The organism is Fontimonas sp. SYSU GA230001 (assembly GCF_040066175.1).
Classification (GTDB): domain Bacteria; phylum Pseudomonadota; class Gammaproteobacteria; order Nevskiales; family Nevskiaceae; genus Solimonas.
This window is the reverse complement of record NZ_JBEAAM010000007.1, coordinates 40,941-58,830: the sequence shown is the minus strand read 5'-3', so window position 1 is coordinate 58,830 and position 17,890 is coordinate 40,941. Positions and strand designations below refer to the sequence as shown.

Genomic DNA, 17,890 nt, shown 5'->3' with positions numbered 1-17,890 from the left:
GCGGATCCCAAGGTCGAACAGAGGAATGTCGATACATGGCGGGTGTCGGCCGCGCGGATCGGGTGATACCGATCGGACTGGAACAGCTCAATCTGCTGCTCGGCGAGCTCGACGCGCGCTGGCGGCCTTGCGGCTTTGCCGATCGGGCATTGGAACGCCGCTACAACGACGAGGCGCGGCCACGGCGTGCACGCAGCCGCATCGCGATGTTCACGCTGGCGATCGCCGTCTTCGGGCTGGCGCCGATCTACGGGCCTCTGCTGCTGCATACCCCGGCCGAGATGCGCCAGCTGTTCCGCCTCGTGGAGCTCGGGCTGATCGTGCCGATGAGCGTGGTCGGCATCGTGCTGAACTGGCGTTACCCGGACAGCCGCCTGGTATCGGCCTATACCGGCGGCGTATCGCTGGGTTTCTTCGGCCTGCTGATCATGCTGCGCTACGCCGGCGTCACCGCCGGATTCGCGATTCCCTTCGAAACGGTCGCGATCGCGCTCATCGTCGTCACATTGATGTCCGGGCTGCGCAGCTGGATGACGCTGGGTGGCCTGCTGATCGCGGCCGCGGCGCTGCTCGCGGCCGAGGCGGCATACAACGGGATCGGCGAGCGTTTCTGGTGGTCGGTGGTCGCCACCGTCGTCACCTGCGTCTTCGCGGCGTTCACCGAGATCAGCCTCGATCAATCGACGCGCCGCGCCTGGATCACGCGCCAGGTCGCCGAGTTGTCCGGCATGCGCGACGGTCTGACCGGCCTGCCCAACCGCGCCTGGTTCGAGCGCGACGCGGCGCGCGTGCTCGCGCAGGCGCGGCGCGAGCAGGTGCCGGTGAGCGTGATCCTGCTCGACGTCGATCACTTCAAGCTGCTCAACGACAGCCTGGGTCATGCCGCCGGCGACGACTGCCTGCGTCGGATCGGCGCGCTGCTGATCGAGCGCTACGCGCAACGCCCGCTGGACCTGCGTGCGCGCATCGGCGGTGAGGAGTTCGTCGTGCTGCTCTACGACGCGGATCTCGATGGTGCCCGCCAGGCCACGGAGCAAATGGTCCGCGATGTCCGCAGCCTGGGCCTTCCGCACCCGGGTTCGCCGCTGCTCGACGTGGTCACCATCAGCGCGGGGTTGGCGCACGGTGTCCCCGCAGAGAACGAGGACATCTGGCGGCTGGTCGCCCGCGCCGACCGCGCGCTGTACGCGGCCAAGCGCGGCGGCCGCAACCGCTGGTGCGAGGCGAGCGAGGCAGCGTGACGCCGCTGAGCTGCGCCGCTATCGTGCACGCCTGCCGCGAGATACCGACGCGGCCATTTCACGGAGATCTTCGATGAGCCTGTTGTCTTCTTCGCGCGGCGACGATCATCCGCTGACGCCGGCGCAGTTTCCGAATCCCGATGTGGATATCGGCACCGACGCCGGTGCGCGCCAGTCGGCCGTGCTCGCCGGCGGCTGTTTCTGGTGCGTCGAGGCGGTGTTCCGCCAGATCGACGGCGTGCTCGACGTAGTCTGCGGCTACGCCGGCGATTCGGCCTCGACGGCGAACTACGAGACGGTGTGCAGTGGCGCGACCAATCATGCCGAAGTCGTGCGCGTCGATTTCGACGCCACCCGGCTCAGCTATGGCCAGCTGCTCAAGGTGTTCTTCTCGGTCGCGCACGATCCGACGCACGTCGATCGTCAGGGCAATGACCGCGGCCGGCAGTACCGCTCGGCGGTGTTCTATGCGGACGAGAGGCAGCGCGAGGTTGCCGAGCGCTACGTCCGCAAGCTCGACGCCGCCGGAGCCTTCAACGCACCGATCGCGACGAAACTCGAGCCGCTGCAGGCGTTCCACACCGCCGAGGCGTACCACCAGAACTACGCCGCGCGCAATCCGGGCCAGCCCTACATCCAGGCCGTCGCGCTGCCCAAGGTCGAGAAGACGCGCCACTACTACGCCGACAAGCTCCGCGACGAATGACGATCGCGCTGACCCGCTTTGCGCGCGGCCGGCTGTTCCCCAGGGACGGCCGCCGCAATGCCATCGTTGGCTGCAGTGCCGAAGAGTTCGAGCGCTATCTCAACAAACATCCGCCGCTGCAGGTGCTCGACGGCTACGCCCCGTTCTGTAAGCTGCACGTGCACCGTAACTGGACGCAGACGCGCTGCGCGGCGGTGGCGATCACCGATGAAAACCGGCATCTGTTGCGCTGTGCCTACGAGGCGCGCACGAAGGACGAGCTGCCGGTGCTGGTGCGCTGGTTCGAGGGCATCGAGCCGCCACGCGCCGAATACCTGCTGGTGATTCTCTACAGCCGCGAACAGATGCAGCGCGAGGGCGATGCGCTCGACGCGGACTGGGGCATCGTCGGCTGCCTGGCGACGATGGCGCCGGAGGAGACGCCGATGACGCCGGTCACGATGATGCGCAACGCGCTGGGTGTGGCCGAAGGCGGTTCGGGCGTGCCGCTCGACCGCGACGCCTACCGGCGCAGCGTCGCGTTCTGGGAGCGTCACGCCACCTGGCGTGACGTCGCCGGACGAGTCATATCAGGCGTTGCTAAATAAGAGACACCTAATATAATGGTCGGCAGCTTGATTCGAGTCTCGGCACAGGGTGCTCTGATGCGCATGGTGATGTTCCTGTGGGCCGCTGCCGTGGCGACGCCACTGGCCGCGGCTGACATCCCTGATCCACGGCTCGATTGGTCCCGCGCGCTCGCCGATCGCTTCCAATCCGAGTTGAAGACGCGACTGACCGAAGCGATGGCCGCGGGCGGGCCGGTGCGGGCGATCGAGGTGTGCAAGGCCGACGCACCCGCCATCGCCGCGCGCCTGTCCGCGGAGAGCGGCGCCGGGGTCGGACGCACCGCGCTGCGCCTGCGCAATCCGGCCAACGCACCGGACGCTGCGGAGCGCGCGGTGCTGGAGGAGTTCGCCGCGCAGCGGCAGCACGCCGCGGACGCGCCGGCGCAGGAGGACTTCGCGCGCGCCGCGGACGGCAGCGCGCGCTACATGCGGGTCATCGTGACGCAGCCGCCGTGTCTGGCCTGCCACGGTGCGACGCTCGCCGACGCGGTACGCTCCGCGCTCGCGCAGCAGTATCCGCAGGACCAGGCGACGGGTTTTGCCGTCGGCGACCTGCGCGGCGCGTTCGTGATCCGCTGGCCGGCTGCCACAGCGCAGGGAGATGCTCATGAGCAATGAAGCACCGACGATCGTCGAAGTCGAGGAAACCCTCACCGGGCGTTACATGCAGACCGGCCGCACCGGCCGTCATGCGGTGACGATGGACGAGCCGCTCGCGGTGGGCGGCAACGATGCCGGTCCCGGACCCTACGAATACCTGCTGCTCGGCCTGGGCGCCTGCACGAGCATGACGATCCGCATGTATGCGGAGCTCAAGAAGCTGCCGCTCACGCGCGTGCGCGTGCGCCTGCAGCACCGCAAGGTCCATGCGCAGGACTGCGCCGATTGCGCCACGCGTGACGGCAAGGTGGACGAGATCACGCGCGAGATCGTGCTCGAAGGCGATCTCAGCGCCGAGCAGCGCGAGCGCCTGCTGGAGATCGCCGGCCGCTGTCCGGTCGCGCGCACGCTCACCTCCGAGATCAAGATCCGTTCGCGCCTGGCCGACAGCTGGGAAGCCAAGCCGTGGGACGCGGACTGAAGCGCACCGGCGACTGGCGACATGACCTGCGCCGCCGGATCGGCGTGCTGCTCGCCATCAAGCTGGTCGCGCTGATTCTGATCAAGACCCTGTTCTTCTCCGGCGATACGCGCCTGCAGCCGACGCCGGATCACCTGCACGAGCGGCTGGCGCTGGATCGGGCCGCCGCCATCGAGACTGCACATGATTGACTCGACCCTGGTGGACCTATCGCGCCTGCAGTTCGCGCTGACGGCGCTCTACCACTTCCTGTTCGTGCCGCTGACGCTGGGCCTGTCGATGATCCTGGTGATCATGGAGGCGACCTACGTCATGACCGGGCGCGAGATCTGGAAGCGCATGACGAAGTTCTGGGGCCTGCTGTTCGGCATCAACTTCGCGATGGGCGTCGCCACCGGCATCACGATGGAATTCCAGTTCGGCACGAACTGGGCCTATTACTCGCACTACGTCGGCGACATCTTCGGCGCACCGCTGGCGATCGAAGGGCTGATGGCCTTCTTCCTCGAATCGACCTTCGTCGGCCTGTTCTTCTTCGGCTGGGACCGGCTGTCGAAGGTGGGCCATCTGGTCGTGACCTTCCTGACTGCGATCGGCTCGAACCTCTCGGCGCTGTGGATCCTGATCGCCAACGCCTGGATGCAGAACCCGGTCGGCGCCGAGTTCAACTACGAGACGATGCGCATGGAGCTGACCTCGTTCAGCGCGGTCATCTTCAATCCGGTCGCGCAGTCCAAGTTCGTGCACACGGTGGCGGCCGGCTACGTCACCGGCTCGATCTTCGTGCTGTCCATCTCCGCGTGGTACCTGCTGCGTGGCCGCAACGTGGCCTTTGCCAAGCGTTCGATGGCGGTGGCGGCGAGCTTCGGCCTGGCGTCGGCGCTGTCGGTCGTCGTGCTCGGCGACGAGTCGGGCTACACGCTGACCGAGCACCAGAAGATGAAGATCGCTGCGATCGAGGCGATGTGGGAGACCGAGCCGCCGCCGGCGCCGTTCACGCTGCTCGGCTGGCCGGACGTCGAGGCGCGCAAGACGCACGCGGAGCTGCGCATTCCCTGGGCGCTGGGCCTGATCGCGACGCGCTCGCTGACCCAGGAGGTGCCGGGCATCCTGCCGCTGGTCGAGCACGCGCGCGTGCGCATCCTGCGCGGCATCGAGGCGCACAAGGCGCTGCAGCGGCTGCGTGCCGATCCGACGGACGCCGAGGCCAGGGCGAGTTTCGAGGCGCACCGTGAGGATCTGGGTTACGGCCTGCTGCTGCTGCGCTACGTCGCCAATCCGGCGGATGCGACGGAGGCGGACATCGAGCGCGCCGCCTGGTCGAATGTGCCCAACGTGCCGGTGCTGTTCTGGAACTTCCGCATCATGGTCGCGCTGGGTTTCTTCTTCATCGCGCTGTTCGCGCTGTCGTTCTACTTCTCCGCCACGCAGCAGCTCGACCGTCACCGCTGGTATCTGCGCACCGCGTTCCTGGCGCTGCCGCTGCCGTGGATCGCCGCGGAACTGGGCTGGATCGTCGCCGAGCACGGCCGCCAGCCGTGGGCGATCGAGGGCGTGCTGCCGACCTTTCTCGGCGTCTCGACGACTTCGACGACCAACGTGATCCTGTCTCTGACCGGCTTCGTGATCTTCTACACGACGCTGCTGGTCGTCGATGTGTTCCTGATGCAGCGCATGATCCGGCGCGGCCCCGACGGCCTCGGCTACTGGCCGCCGGCAGACCCGGCGCCGGGCACGCACTGAAGGAGGCCGACATGCTCGACTACGAAACCCTGCGCATCGTCTGGTGGCTCCTGCTCGGCGCTCTGCTGATCGGCTTTGCCGTGATGGATGGATTCGACCTGGGCGTCGGGGCGCTGTTCCGCTTCCTCGGCCGCGACGATGCCGAGCGGCGCGCGCTGCTCGAATCGATCGAGCCGGTGTGGGACGGCAACCAGGTCTGGTTCATCCTCGGCGGCGGCGCGGTGTTCGCGGCCTGGCCGCTGCTCTACGCGGCCTCGTTCTCCGGCCTGTATCTGGCGATGTTCCTGGTGCTGCTGGCGCTGATCCTGCGGCCGGTCGGCTTCATGTTCCGCAACAAGCTCGAAGACCCGCGCTGGCGCGAGCTGTGGGACTGGGCGCTGTTCGCCGGCGGCGCGCTGCCGGCGCTGCTGTTCGGCGTGGCCTTCGGCAACCTGTTCCTCGGTCTGCCGTTTCATCTCGACGAGCTGGCGCGGCCGGTCTTCACTGGCGGCTTCTTCGGACTGCTACACCCGTTTGCTTTGCTCGCCGGCGTCGTCAGTCTGGCGATGCTGCTGATGCACGGCGCAAGCTATGCCGCGCTGAAGATGGAAGATCCGATGGCGGCGCGCGCGCGTCGGGCCGGCGCCTGGGCCGCGCTGGCGCTCCTGATCACGTTCAGCGCCGCCGGTGTCTGGCTCACCGTGCTCGACGGACTGCGCATCGTCGGCGCGCTCGATCCCGCCGGGCCGTCGAACCCGCTGCGCAAGAGTGTCGAAACGGTGGCCGGCGGCTGGCTGCTGAACTACCACGCCTATCCGTGGATGATCGCCGCGCCGGTGCTGGCTTACGTCGGCACGGTCCTGACCGCACTGCTGCTGCGCGCGGCGCGCGCCGGACTCGCATTCATCAGCAGCGCAGTGGCGGTGAGCGGCGTCATCCTGACCGCTGGCTTCAGCCTGTTTCCGTTCCTGATGCCCTCGTCCACCGTGCCGGTGGCGAGCCTGACCGTGTGGGACGCGTCGAGCAGCCGATTGACCTTGTTCATCATGCTGGTCGCGACGCTGATCTTCCTGCCGCTGGTGCTGCTCTACACCGCCTGGGTGTTCCGCGTGCTGCGCGGAACGATCTCGCTGGCGCACGTGCGCCGCCAGACCGGCGTCTATTGAGGACGAGACCATGTGGTATTTCGCCTGGATACTGGGCCTGGGGTTGGCGATGACCTTCGGCATCCTCAACGCGATCTGGTTCGAGATCCGCGAGATCGAACGCGAGCGGCCGGCCGGCCAGGGCCCCGGCGATGCCGTCGCGGACCTGTCGCCGGTGTATCGCGAGCACGATTGAGCGACGGCGCCGATCGGCGCAGCGGTTGACGCTACACTGCGGGCCGGACGGCCCCCGCATCCAGAGGGGCCCACGGGGTGAGCGATGGAGGAGTACGGGCCAGGGCGCATCAGCCGCCGCGCGCTGCTCAAGCAGGGCGGCGCGGTTGCGGTATTGGGACTGACCGGCTGTGGCCGCAGCGCGCCGGTCGATGGCGGCGCGAGACCGCGGCCCGGTGATGGTCCCGGGCAGACGCCGGAACTGTACCTGAGCGAGGCCGAGCTCAAGGCGCTCGACGCGCTGGTCGATCGTTTCGTTCCGGAGGACGCCGATGCCGGTGCGGTCGCGGCGGGCTGCGCGCACGGCATCAACCAGCTGCTCAGCGCGTTCGCCTACGATCCGCCGCGCATCTTCGCCGGCGGGCCGTTTTCCGATCGCGGCGGTGCGGCGCACAACGACTTCGCCGACTTCGTGCCGCTCGACCGTTACGAAGAACTGGCCTGGCGACTGAAGATCGAAGGTTCGCAGGGCCTGCCGGAGCGCGAGTTCAACGGGCCGCGCAAGGGCTGGCAGCAGATCTATCGTGAAGGGCTGGCGCAGCTGGACGCGCGCGCCGCCGCATCCGGCTTCGCCGATTTCGCATCGATGCCGGGACCGGCGCGCGACCTGCTGCTGCAGGACACGAGCGACGCGCGGATCGCGGAACTGCTCGATGTCGCGTTCCTGCACACGCTGGACACGATGTATGGCGCGCCTGAATACGGCGGCAACCGCGAGCTGCTCGGCTGGACCTTCACCGGCTACGACGGCGACGTGCAGCCGCGCGGCTACACCGACGAGCAGGTGACGACGCCGGACAATCCGGGTCTGCTCGACCTGCTGCCGCTGACCAAGCGCCGCGGTGCGCTGCCGGTGCCGAGTGTGGACGGGCACGCGCGCATCCACAGCAGCTTCCGCGAGCTGGTGGCGATGAGCTCCGGCGAGATCGCGCTGGGCGTGATGCTCAATGCCGAGGGCCGGCTCAGCCGCCTGCGTGCCGAGATCGCGAAGCTGCGGCCGGGAGCACGCTGATGGCACAGAGCGCAATCGTCATCGGTTCGGGGCCGGCCGGCAGCATCACCGCCTGGGCGCTCGCCGAGGCGGGCTGGGACGTGATCGTGCTGGAGCGCGGCCGCAATCTGCGTCCGGGTTTCGGCCAGGTGCCCAGTGGCGCGCTCGGCACGCTCTATGGCAGCGACGAGGTCAAGGGCGCGCGCGCCTTCGGGTTCCCCGATCCGGTGCTGGAGCCGATGACCGGGCGCACGCAGTCCGAGGCCGGGCAGGGCGTCGCGCGCAGCGCGCAGGGCAGTGTCGTCAACATGGGCGCGGCGGTCGGCGGCACCTCGCTGCATTACAACGCCAAGTTCCCGCGGTTCTGGAAGCAGGATTTCACGCAGCTCTCCGACCTCGGGCCGGTGGATGGCGCAAACGTCGCCGACTGGCCGATCCGCTACGAGGATCTGGCGCCGTATTACGACGAGGTCGAATACCGCATCGGCGTGCAGGGCGACGTCGCGCAGATGCCGGACTTCGTGCTGGCACAGGCGCCGCGCAGTCGGCCGTTCGTGATGCCGCCCAACCCGACCGGCTACGCCGCGCAGCTGCTCGCGCAGGGTGCGCGCAACGTCGGTTTCAATCCGTTCCCGTATCCGGCCGCGGTCAACTCGACCGATTTCGACGGTCGCCCGCGCTGCAATTCCTGTGGCCTGTGCTCGGGCTTCGGCTGTCCGATCAACGCGCGCGGCGACGCGCTGGTCAGTTTCCTCAACCCGGCGGTGCTGAGCGGCCGCGTGCGCGTGATTCCGCGCGCGCTGGCCTACCGCATCGAGACCACGAGCAATGGTGCGCGAGCGACGGCGGTGCATTACTACGACGATCGCGGCGTGTCGCGCAGCCTGTCCGCCGACAGGATCCTGATTGCCGGCAGCCCGATCCAGACCGCGCGCCTGCTGCTGCTGTCGGCCAACGGCGCGCATCCGAACGGCTTGGGCAACCGCTCCGACCAGGTCGGCCGCAACCTGATGTTCCACAACTTCATCCTCGGCGGCGCGCTGTTCGAACGCGACATCCAGTCGCTGCGCGCGCAGAGCACGACGCTGGAGATCGACGATCTGGTCGGCCCGTTCACCGGCCCGGCGATCGCGGCGCTGGGCGTGCCGTACCTCAAGGGCGCGCTGGTGCAGCTCGGTTCCGGCCTGCCGCTGCTGACCGAGGCCTACACCTACGCCGGCTACACCGGCTACGGCCTGCCGCACAAGGAACTGATGCGTCTTTCACCGATGCGCCGGCGCATCGCCGGCCTGCAGTTCGTCGGGGAGGACCTGCCGCAGGCGAACAACCGCGTCGATCTCGACCCGGACGTGCGCGACTGGCATGGCCTGCCGGCACCGCGCGTGACCTATGCGCCGCATCTGCACGAGAAGGCCGGCTCGGCGTACTTCGGGCCGCAGATCGAGGCACTGCTGCTGGCGACGCCGGGCGCCGTCGGCGCGGCGGTGATCCCCAACCCGCTGCTGTCCGATGCCGCGCCGCTGACCTTCCACCAGGGCGGCACCGCACGCATGGGCACCGATCCCGAGACTTCCGTCTGCGATGCCAACGGCCGTCTGCACGAAGTGGACAACGTGCATGTGATGGACGCATCGACCTTCGTGACCTTTCCCGGCTTCAACCCGACGCTGACCATCCTGGCGAATGCCCTGCGCATCAGCCGCAACCTGATCCACGGAGTGAGCTGATGCTCCGCACCGCGCTGACCGTCCTGCTGCTGTCCTTGCTCGCCGCCTGCGGCGCCAGCCGCGACGACGCGCCATCGCCGAGTCCCGGTCCGGGCAGCGGTGGCAACGAACCGTTCAAGGTGCTGGTCTATTCCCGCACGGCGGGTTTCCGCCACCCATCGATCGCGATCGGCATCCCGGTGATCGAACAGCTCGGCGCCGATCACGGCTTCACCGTCGATGCGACCGAGGATCCGACGGCCTTCACGCCGCAGAACCTCGCGCAGTACGCCGCGCTGGTGTTTCTCAACACGACGCTCGACGTGCTCGACACCGAGGCGCAGAAGACTGCGCTGCAGGATTACATCGCGGCCGGCGGCGGCTTCGTCGGCATCCATTCGGCGGCCGACACCTTCCACGGCTGGCCGTTCTACGGCGAGCTGGTCGGCGCACAGTTCCTGTCGCATCCGGTGCTCAACCAGCCGGGCACGCTCGCGGTCGAGGACACGAGCCATCCGAGCACGTCTTTTCTCGGTGCCGACAGCTGGTCGTTGCCGCTGGAGGAGTTCTACAGCTTCAAGACCAATCCGCGCGGCGCCGTGCGCGTGCTGCTGCGTATCGACGAATCCGGTTACCTGCAGCAGCCCAACACCAGCTGCGATCCGTCCGGCCCGACCTTCCCGATGGGCTACAGCGGCAGGATGGGCGATCACCCGATGGCCTGGTGCCACGACCGGTTCGCCGGCCGCGCCTGGTACACCGCGCTCGGCCACGAGCCGTATCTGTACCTGACGCCGGATTACCAGCAGCACATCCTCAGCGGCATCCTGATCGCGGCGCGGCGGCTCGAAGCCAGCTGCGCGGTCAATGCCAAGCCCGACGGCGTGCCCGAGTACACGCCGCCCGAGCTGGTCGGCTGCGAGACCCAGGTCCTGCCCTGAGCGTGCGCGCCCCGCGGCCGGCGCGGCAGCTGTTATCGTGGCGCCGCCATGAACGACGCATCGCCGGATTCCGAAACAGGCTCACCCGATCTGCTCGACACGCTGGCCGCACCCGCTCCGGCGCGGCGCCGGCTGGTGGCTTTGCGCGGGCTGCTGCCGTTCCTGCGGCCGTATCGCAGCCACATCGCGCTGGCTTTCGTGCTGCTGTGCCTGGCGTCAGCGGCGATGCTCGCGGTGCCGCTGGCGCTGCGTGATCTGATCGACCACGGCTTCTCGGAAGGGGCGCAGGTCCACACCCAGTTTCTCGCGTTGTTCGGCATCGCGCTGTTCTGGGGTGCGATGGTCGCCGGGCGGTTCTACTGGGTCAGCTGGATCGGCGAGCGCGTGACCGCCGACCTGCGCAGCGCGGTCTATCACCGCATGCTCGCGCAGTCCCCAGAGTATTTCGAAGCGACCAAGACCGGCGAGGTGCTGTCCCGCCTCACTGCGGACACGACGCTGGTGCAGACGGTGGTCGGCTCGTCGATCTCAATGGGCCTGCGCAGCGCGTTCCAGTTCATCGGCGGGCTGGCGATGCTCGCCGTCACCAGTCTCAAGCTGTTCGCGGTGACGCTGGTCCTGCTGCTGCTCGTGGTCGTGCCGCTGGTCGCCGCCGGCCGCAGCGTCAAGCGGCTCTCGCGCGAGTCGCAGGACCGCATCGCCGACACCTCGGCGGTCGCCGGCGAGATCCTCAATGCGATACCGACGGTGCAGGCCTTCAACAAGGAGGCCGACGAGGCGGCGCGCTACGACCGCGCGGTGGAGAGCAGCTTCGCGTCGGCGATCCGGCGCACGCGCGTGCGTGCGGCGCTGACCGCGGGCGCTATCGCCGGCGTGTTCGGTGCGATCGTGTTCGTGCTCTGGCTCGGCGCGCAGGCGGTGATCGCCGGCACGATGACGCCGGGCACGCTGGCGTCCTTCGTGCTCTACGCGATGTTCACCGCAGGCGGTGTCGGCGTGATCGCCGAGGTCTGGGGTGACGTGATGCGCGCGGCGGGTGCCACCGAACGGCTGATGGAGCTGCTCGCCGCGGTGCCGGCGATCCGCGCACCCGAGCATGCGCTGCCGCTGCCGCAGGCGCGCCAGGCGCGTGTGAGCTTCGACCAGGTGCGCTTCCACTATCCGTCGCGTCCGCAGACGCCGGCGCTCGATGGCGTCACGCTCGACATCCGCGAGGGCGAGACCGTCGCGCTGGTAGGGCCGAGCGGCGCCGGCAAGACCACGCTGTTCCAGCTGCTGCTGCGCTACTACGACGTCGGCGCCGGCAGCATCCGCTTCAACGGCGTCGATATCCGCAGCGTCGATCCGGCGGATCTGCGTGCGCACATCGGCATCGTGCCGCAGGACGCGGTGATCTTCTCGGCCGATGCGATGGAGAACATCCGTTACGGCAATGCCCGCGCCAGCGACGACGAGGTGATCGCCGCGGCGCGCACCGCGCTCGCCGACGAGTTCATCATGAAGCTGCCGCAGGGTTACCGCACCTTCCTGGGCGAGCGCGGCCTGCGCCTGTCCGGCGGGCAGCGCCAGCGCATCGCCATCGCCCGCGCGATCCTGCGCGATCCGCCGCTGCTGCTGCTCGACGAGGCCACCAGCGCGCTCGATGCGGAAAGCGAGGTGCTGGTGCAGCGCGGACTCGAAGCGGCGATGAAGAACCGCACGACGCTGGTGATCGCGCATCGCCTGGCGACGGTCCGGCGTGCGGACCGCATCGTCGTGCTCGAACAGGGGCGCATCGTCGAGAGCGGCACGCCGACGCAGTTGATCCAGCAGGGCGGGCTGTATGCGCGGCTGGCGAGCCTGCAGGTGCTGGCGTGAACGCCGGCCGGTCCGGCGGGCCGCAGATGTTCAGATCTTCAGGCCGGCGCGCGCGACGGCGAACACCGCTTCGGTGCGGTTGTGCACGCCCAGGCGTTTGAAGCACTCCGCCAGATGCGCCTTGACGGTCGCTTCGGAGAGATCCATCTCGCGCGCGATCACCTTGTTGGACTTGCCGAGCATCGCCAGGCGCAAGGTGGACAGCTGGCGCTCGGTCAGGCGGGCGACCGGGCCGGCCTGCGGGATCTCGGCCGACGCGGGCGGCGGCGCTTCGCTGGCCAGCGCATGCGGCGGCAGGTAGGTGCCGCCGGCCAGGATCAGGCGCAGCGCCGCCATCATCACCGCATGGCTGGACGCCTTGGGAATGAAGCCGGCGGCACCCTCGTCGATGACCTGGCGGATCAGGGTCGGGTCTTCCTCCGCGGAGAGCACGACGATCGCGGCTTCCTCCGCGTGTGCGCGGACCGCGCGCAGCGCGTCGAAGCGCTGCAGGCCGGGCAGGTGGAAGTCGAGCACGATCACGTCGAAGGACTGCTCGCCGATGCGTTCCAGCGCGGCGGCGCAGTTCGACGCCTGCGAAAAGTTCAGATCGTCGTCGAGGTCGGCCAGCAGCAGTTGCAGTCCTTCGCGGAACAGTTCGTGGTCATCGACCAGCAGGATGTTCAACACGGCCCCCTTAATCCGCCCGGCTTCCCCTGGCCAGAATGTAGACGATTTCGTGTGAACCTGCCCTCATCCGGATCGCGATCGCATCCGTAGAGTGGAGTCATGAACGTCGCGATGGCCTTTCTGCTCAGCGTGCTGGTGGTCGTCGGCGCCAAGACCGGCGCCTGGCTGTGGCAGCTGCGCAACCGCAATGCCGGGATGGTCGATGCGATCTGGGCTTACACCCTCGGCAGTCTCGCCGTGCTGTACGCGCTGTGCGGCACCGCGCCGCCCGGAGTCCGCATCCTGCTCGCGCTGATGGGCGGCGCCTGGGGCCTGCGTCTGGGCTTGCACCTGTGGCGGCGCAATCACGGCAGGCCCGAGGACTGGCGTTATGCGCAGCTGCGCGCCGAATGGGGCGCGCGCGCCGACGTCAAGATGTTCTGGTTCTTCCAGTTCCAGAACGTTTTCACCCTGCTGCTCTCGGCTTCGGCCTTCGCGCCGGTGGCCTACCGCGCCGACATGCCGTCGGCCGCCGCGCTGCTGCTGGCCATCGCGCTGTGGGTCACGTCGGTCGTCGGCGAGGGCGTCGCCGATCGCCAGATGGAGCGCTTCCGCGCCGATCCGGCCCAGCGCGGCCAGGTCTGCCGCGACGGCTGGTGGCGCTACTCGCGTCACCCGAACTACTTCTTTGAGTGCCTGCACTGGCTCGCCTACGTGCCGCTGGCGCTGGGCGCGCCCTGGGGCTGGCTGGCGCTGGGCGCACCCGCGGTCATGGCCTTCCTGCTGCTGAGGCTCTCCGGCGTGCCGCTGCTCGAAGCGGAGATGGTCCGGCGCAAGCCGGGCTACGCCGAATACGTGCGCACGACCAGTGCGCTGATTCCCTGGCCACCCAAGGATCCGAAACCTGCACCATGAATGTGATCGACCTCTGCGAGCGCGGCTTTGTGCCCGACGTGCTCGCGCGACTGGGCATGCGCCAGCTGGTCCGCAGACGGCTGGCCGACGAAGCCGCCGGCAACGGCGAGCGGCGCTCGCAGCGCTACAACCGCCTCCTCGACGAGCTGCGGGCGAGTCCGATCGCGATCGAGACCGGCGCCGCCAATGCGCAGCATTACGAGGTGCCGGCAGAGTTCTTCCACCTGCATCTCGGGCCCAGGCTCAAATACTCCTGCGCGCTGTACCCGGACGGCACCGAGACGCTGGCGCAGGCCGAGGAACGGATGTTCCGGCTCTATGCCGAGCGCGCGACGCTGGCCGACGGTCAGCGCGTGCTCGATCTGGGTTGCGGCTGGGGCTCGCTGTCGCTGTGGCTGGCCGAGCGCTATCCGGGTTCACGGATCGTCGGCCTGTCGAACTCGCACGGCCAGCGCGAGTTCATCCTCGCGCGCGCCGCCGAGCGCGGCCTGCGCAATCTGACCATCCTGACCGGCAATATCGTGGACTTCGACTTTCCCGCTCCCGGGGTCGAGGCGGGCTTCGACCGTGTGCTGTCGGTGGAGATGTTCGAGCACATGAAGAACTACGGCCTGCTGCTGGCCAAGGTCGCGCGCTGGATGAAGCCGGACGCGCGCCTGTTCGTGCACATCTTCGCGCACAAGCTGCTGGCCTACCATTTCCAGGACGAGGGCGAATCCGACTGGATGAGCCGCTACTTCTTCACCGGCGGCACGATGCCGAGCGAGAACCTGCTGCTCAATTTCCAGGACGACGTGAAACTGCTGCGCCAGTGGTGGGTGTCGGGTACGCACTACGAACGTACGGCGAATCACTGGCTCGCCGGCATGGACGCGAAGCGCGACGAGATTCTCGGCGTGTTCGCCAGGACCTACGGAGAGCACGATGCCTCGATCTGGTTCCAGCGCTGGCGCATGTTCTACATGGCGGTGGCCGAGCTGTTCGGCTACGCCGACGGCGACGAGTGGGGCGTCGCCCATTACCTGTTCGCCCGACGATGAGTACCGGAGGCCGATGATGCGCAGGTCCGCCGCACTTCTGCTTGGACTCCTGGCGCTGCCCGCGAGCGCCGCCACCGAACGGTTCTATGGCTACGCCTTCGACCTGAAGACCGACCGGCATCTCTACACCGAGGTGCACGAGCAGCGCATCGATGACGGCCGCTGGACCGGCGGCAGCATCCGCTACTACTGGCCGGACGGCCGGCTGCTGGGGGTCAAGTCGCTGGATTTCAGCGCCGATCCGTATATTCCGACGTACCGGCTCGATCTGCCCGAGCAGGGCTACACCGAGGCGATCACGGCGGTCGGCGACAAGATCCGGCTCGAACGGCGTGGCCAGGCCGGCGCCCGGCTCGAATCGGCGAGCGTGAAGCACGAAGGGGCGATGTGTGCCGATTCCGGCTTCCACGGCCTGATCGTGTCCAGCTTCGATGCGCTGCTGGCCGGCCAGCCGCTGAACTTCCGCCTGGTCGTCGCTGGCAGCCTCGATGCCTTCCGCTTCCGCGCGCGGCGCATCGGCGACACCCGGTTCGAGGACAGGCCGGCCGTGCGTTTCCTGGTCGAGCCGGATTCCTTCCTGCGCCTGCTGGTCGATCCGCTGGAGATGGTCTATGACCCGCAGCGGCGGCGCCTGCTGGAGTACCGCGGCGTGTCGAACATCCGCGATCCCGCGACCGGCCAGCTCTTCGTGACCCGGATTGCCTATTATTCGGAGCCGCCGAAAGTCGTCGCGGTGCTGCCACCGCTGGAGCCGACGTGTCCCGAAGCCACGCTGTCCTGCTGATCCTTCTGTCCGCGATCCCGGCGCTGGCCGCGGCCGCGGACATCGCGCCCGAGCCGCAGCTGCAGGCGGCGCTCGCCGACGCGCGCGAGCGCCGCGCCGCCGTGCTGATCGATTTCCACGCCCCTTGGTGCTACTCGTGCTACTACATGGCGCGCAACGTGCTCACCGGAAGCGAGTGGGACGCGGTGCGCAGGCGCGCCGTGGTGCTCGAACAGGACGCCGACTCGCCGGAGGGCGCCGCGCTCAAGGCGCGCTTGGGCGTGAAGGCCTTGCCGAGCTACGTGCTGCTGGACGCGGACGGCCGCGAACTCGGCCGCATCCTCGGCGAGCAGTCCCGCGCGGATTTCTATGCGGCGGTCAACGATCTGCTCGACCGCGGTGGCACGCTCGATGCGCTGGCCGCGCGCGTCAAGGACGGCGGCGCGGCATCGCTGGCGGCCGCCCGTGAGGTCCTGCAGTCGTATCACGCGCGCTATGACGGCGCCGGTGGCCTGGCCTGGTTCGCAGGTCTGCCGGCAGCCGCGCGCGCTGCGATCGAGGCGGATGCGCGCGGCCAGTCCTGGCTGGCGCGGCTGCGCTTTCTGGACGCGGCGCAGCAGCACGACGTGCTCGCCTGCATGAGTGAAGGCCCGCGCGTGCTCGACGGCGCGCTCGGCTGCCAGCGTCCCTACGAGGTCGATCGCTATCTAGCCTGCGCGGCCGACGCCGCCGACAAGCCGCTGCTGGTCGCGCAGCGCGCGCGGATGCTCGAACTGGTCGAGCGCGGTGCATTCGGCAAGGATCGTTGCGCCGACACGCGTTCGGTGGTGCTGACCACCGCCGACCTGCACCTGGCGCTGGGCGACGCGGACGCCGAGCGCACGCTGCTGGAGCGCGCGGTGGCGGACGTCCGTGCGCGCATCGGCGAGGACCTGGGCAAGGACCGCAACCTCGCCGACAACCTGCGCGTGTATCTGGAACGGCTGGCGCGGCGCAGCGGTGACTACGCGCGCCTGGACGCGCTGATGGTGCAGCTGATCGCGGCATACCCGGAGGATTACGTCTATGCCTTCCGCCACGGTCGCAGCCTGCTCTCGCGCGGCAAGGCGGCCGAGGCGCTGCCGTATCTCGAACTGGCCGCGGCCAAGGCTTACGGCATCAACCGCCTGCAGGTGGCCGAGCAGCGCGTGCGCGCGCTGCGCGCGCTCGGCCGTGACGCCGACGCCCGCCGCGTCGTCGCCGAGACGCTGAAGGCCAACGGGCCGTGGTTCCCGGAGGAAGCGGCCCGGCTCAAGGCCCTGCTGCAGGGCTGAGACGGGCTCGCCGGTTCGCAAAACCGGCCGCGACCGGCTATAAAGCCGCGCGATTTGCCGTCCGTACCCGTTCATGACCGCCGCATCCGACACCACCGCCCGCCTGCTGATCGCCTGCCCGGACCGACCCGGCATCGTCTCGGCGGTGACGACGTTCCTCTATCACCACGGTGTCAACGTCACCGAGCTGGACCAGCATTCGACCGATCCGGAAGGCGGGCGCTTCTTCATGCGCCTGGAATTCCAGACGCCGCATCTGGACGTCTCGCGCAGCGCGCTGGCACAGGCTTTCGACGAAGTCGTTGCGCGACGGTTCGGCATGCAGTGGCACATCAGTTATGCCGCCGATCGCCTGCGCATGGCGATCCTCGTGTCGAAGCACGATCACGCGCTGATGGAGCTGCTGTGGCGCTGGCAGCGCGGCGAGCTGGGCGTCGAGATCCCGATGGTGATCTCCAATCACCCCGACCTGCGCGACGCGGTCGAGCGCTTCGGCGTGCGCTACGAGCACGTGCCGGTCGATGGCGCGACGCATGCACGGGCCGAGGCGCGCATGCTGGACCTGCTCGGCGGCCAGGCCGACCTGATCGTGCTGGCGCGCTACATGCGCATCCTGTCGCCGGAATTCGTCGCCGGGTTCCCGAACCGCATCATCAACATCCACCACAGCTTCCTGCCGGCCTTCGTCGGGGCCGATCCCTACCGGCAGGCCTACGAGCGCGGCGTGAAAGTCATCGGTGCGACTGCGCACTACGTGACCTCGGACCTCGATCAGGGACCGATCATCGAGCAGGACACCGTGCGCGCGACCCATCGCCACGAGGTGCCGGACCTGCGTCACCTCGGCCGCGATCTCGAACGGCAGGTGCTGGCCCGCGCCGTGCGCTGGCATGTCGAGGACCGCATCATCGTCAACGGCAACAAGACGATCGTGTTCGCCTGATGCCGCGGGCGGGCGGGCGGTGCGCCGCAGCCATGC

The 17,890-nt window shown here is 68.8% G+C and carries 19 protein-coding genes; 18 read left to right on the top strand and 1 reads right to left on the bottom strand.

The annotated features are described in order from the left end of the window. Nucleotides 1-35 precede the first annotated feature (35 nt). The 13 genes from AAG565_RS04180 (at nt 36) to AAG565_RS04120 (ending at nt 12,232) form a co-directional block, all read left to right on the top strand. Complete coding sequence (locus AAG565_RS04180) at nt 36-1,241, top strand: GGDEF domain-containing protein (protein ID WP_348818295.1); 1,206 nt, start codon at nt 36-38, stop codon at nt 1,239-1,241. Nucleotides 1,242-1,314: 73 nt separating this feature from the next. Continuing rightward, nucleotides 1,315-1,947, top strand: coding sequence for a peptide-methionine (S)-S-oxide reductase MsrA (gene msrA, locus AAG565_RS04175; protein ID WP_348818294.1), 633 nt, complete (start codon nt 1,315-1,317; stop codon nt 1,945-1,947). Beyond that, on the top strand, nt 1,944-2,534 hold the full coding sequence (locus AAG565_RS04170) for a DUF3228 family protein (protein ID WP_348818293.1): 591 nt from the start codon (nt 1,944-1,946) through the stop codon (nt 2,532-2,534). Before msrA ends, AAG565_RS04170 begins: the two co-directional genes overlap by 4 nt. A gap of 57 nt (nt 2,535-2,591) precedes the next feature. After that, nucleotides 2,592-3,173, top strand: coding sequence for a DUF3365 domain-containing protein (locus AAG565_RS04165; RefSeq protein WP_348818292.1), 582 nt, complete (start codon nt 2,592-2,594; stop codon nt 3,171-3,173). Beyond that, nucleotides 3,163-3,636 (top strand): OsmC family protein, encoded by a 474-nt coding sequence (locus AAG565_RS04160; RefSeq protein WP_348818291.1) that lies wholly within the window; start codon nt 3,163-3,165, stop codon nt 3,634-3,636. Before AAG565_RS04165 ends, AAG565_RS04160 begins: the two co-directional genes overlap by 11 nt. After that, the gene (cydP, locus tag AAG565_RS04155; protein WP_348818290.1) at nt 3,621-3,827 is read left to right on the top strand and encodes a cytochrome oxidase putative small subunit CydP; all 207 of its coding nucleotides are present in this window, start codon (nt 3,621-3,623) and stop codon (nt 3,825-3,827) included. Before AAG565_RS04160 ends, cydP begins: the two co-directional genes overlap by 16 nt. Then, nucleotides 3,820-5,379, top strand: a complete 1,560-nt coding sequence (locus AAG565_RS04150; RefSeq protein WP_348818289.1) for a cytochrome ubiquinol oxidase subunit I — start codon at nt 3,820-3,822, stop codon at nt 5,377-5,379. Before cydP ends, AAG565_RS04150 begins: the two co-directional genes overlap by 8 nt. Nucleotides 5,380-5,390: 11 nt before the next feature. After that, the gene (gene cydB / locus AAG565_RS04145) at nt 5,391-6,524 is read left to right on the top strand and encodes a cytochrome d ubiquinol oxidase subunit II (protein WP_348818288.1); all 1,134 of its coding nucleotides are present in this window, start codon (nt 5,391-5,393) and stop codon (nt 6,522-6,524) included. A 10-nt stretch (nt 6,525-6,534) separates the two neighbouring features. Continuing rightward, nucleotides 6,535-6,699: a cytochrome bd-I oxidase subunit CydX gene (cydX, locus tag AAG565_RS04140; RefSeq protein ID WP_348818287.1), complete on the top strand. Its 165-nt coding sequence runs from the start codon at nt 6,535-6,537 to the stop codon at nt 6,697-6,699. Between the two features lie 84 nt (nt 6,700-6,783). After that, nucleotides 6,784-7,749, top strand: a complete 966-nt coding sequence (locus AAG565_RS04135) for a gluconate 2-dehydrogenase subunit 3 family protein (RefSeq protein ID WP_348818286.1) — start codon at nt 6,784-6,786, stop codon at nt 7,747-7,749. Continuing rightward, nucleotides 7,749-9,455, top strand: coding sequence for a GMC family oxidoreductase (locus AAG565_RS04130; protein WP_348818285.1), 1,707 nt, complete (start codon nt 7,749-7,751; stop codon nt 9,453-9,455). Before AAG565_RS04135 ends, AAG565_RS04130 begins: the two co-directional genes overlap by 1 nt. Continuing rightward, complete coding sequence (locus AAG565_RS04125; protein WP_348818284.1) at nt 9,455-10,375, top strand: ThuA domain-containing protein; 921 nt, start codon at nt 9,455-9,457, stop codon at nt 10,373-10,375. Before AAG565_RS04130 ends, AAG565_RS04125 begins: the two co-directional genes overlap by 1 nt. Nucleotides 10,376-10,423: 48 nt before the next feature. Further along, nucleotides 10,424-12,232, top strand: coding sequence for an ABC transporter transmembrane domain-containing protein (locus AAG565_RS04120; RefSeq protein ID WP_348818283.1), 1,809 nt, complete (start codon nt 10,424-10,426; stop codon nt 12,230-12,232). Nucleotides 12,233-12,262: 30 nt separating this feature from the next. Here the strand turns inward: AAG565_RS04120 and AAG565_RS04115 are convergent, their stop codons facing one another. Next, nucleotides 12,263-12,898, bottom strand: a complete 636-nt coding sequence (locus tag AAG565_RS04115) for a response regulator transcription factor (protein ID WP_348818282.1) — start codon at nt 12,896-12,898, stop codon at nt 12,263-12,265. Between the two features lie 102 nt (nt 12,899-13,000). On the opposite strand from AAG565_RS04115, the gene AAG565_RS04110 reads away from it, so the two are divergent. From AAG565_RS04110 to purU, 5 genes are all read left to right on the top strand, one after another. Next, complete coding sequence (locus tag AAG565_RS04110; RefSeq protein WP_348818281.1) at nt 13,001-13,795, top strand: DUF1295 domain-containing protein; 795 nt, start codon at nt 13,001-13,003, stop codon at nt 13,793-13,795. After that, nucleotides 13,792-14,835, top strand: a complete 1,044-nt coding sequence (locus tag AAG565_RS04105; RefSeq protein WP_348818280.1) for a cyclopropane-fatty-acyl-phospholipid synthase family protein — start codon at nt 13,792-13,794, stop codon at nt 14,833-14,835. The genes AAG565_RS04110 and AAG565_RS04105 overlap by 4 nt, the downstream gene beginning before the upstream one ends. 16 nt (nt 14,836-14,851) lie before the next feature. Next, nucleotides 14,852-15,619 (top strand): hypothetical protein, encoded by a 768-nt coding sequence (locus AAG565_RS04100; RefSeq protein WP_348818279.1) that lies wholly within the window; start codon nt 14,852-14,854, stop codon nt 15,617-15,619. After that, nucleotides 15,592-16,911 carry a thioredoxin family protein gene (locus AAG565_RS04095; RefSeq protein ID WP_348818278.1) on the top strand — a complete coding sequence of 440 codons (1,320 nt, stop codon included), beginning with the start codon at nt 15,592-15,594 and terminating at the stop codon, nt 16,909-16,911. Before AAG565_RS04100 ends, AAG565_RS04095 begins: the two co-directional genes overlap by 28 nt. 73 nt (nt 16,912-16,984) lie before the next feature. Continuing rightward, a complete protein-coding gene (gene purU / locus AAG565_RS04090) occupies nt 16,985-17,854 on the top strand; it encodes a formyltetrahydrofolate deformylase (protein WP_348818277.1) in 870 nt (289 codons plus the stop codon). The last annotated feature ends 36 nt before the right edge of the window (nt 17,855-17,890 follow it).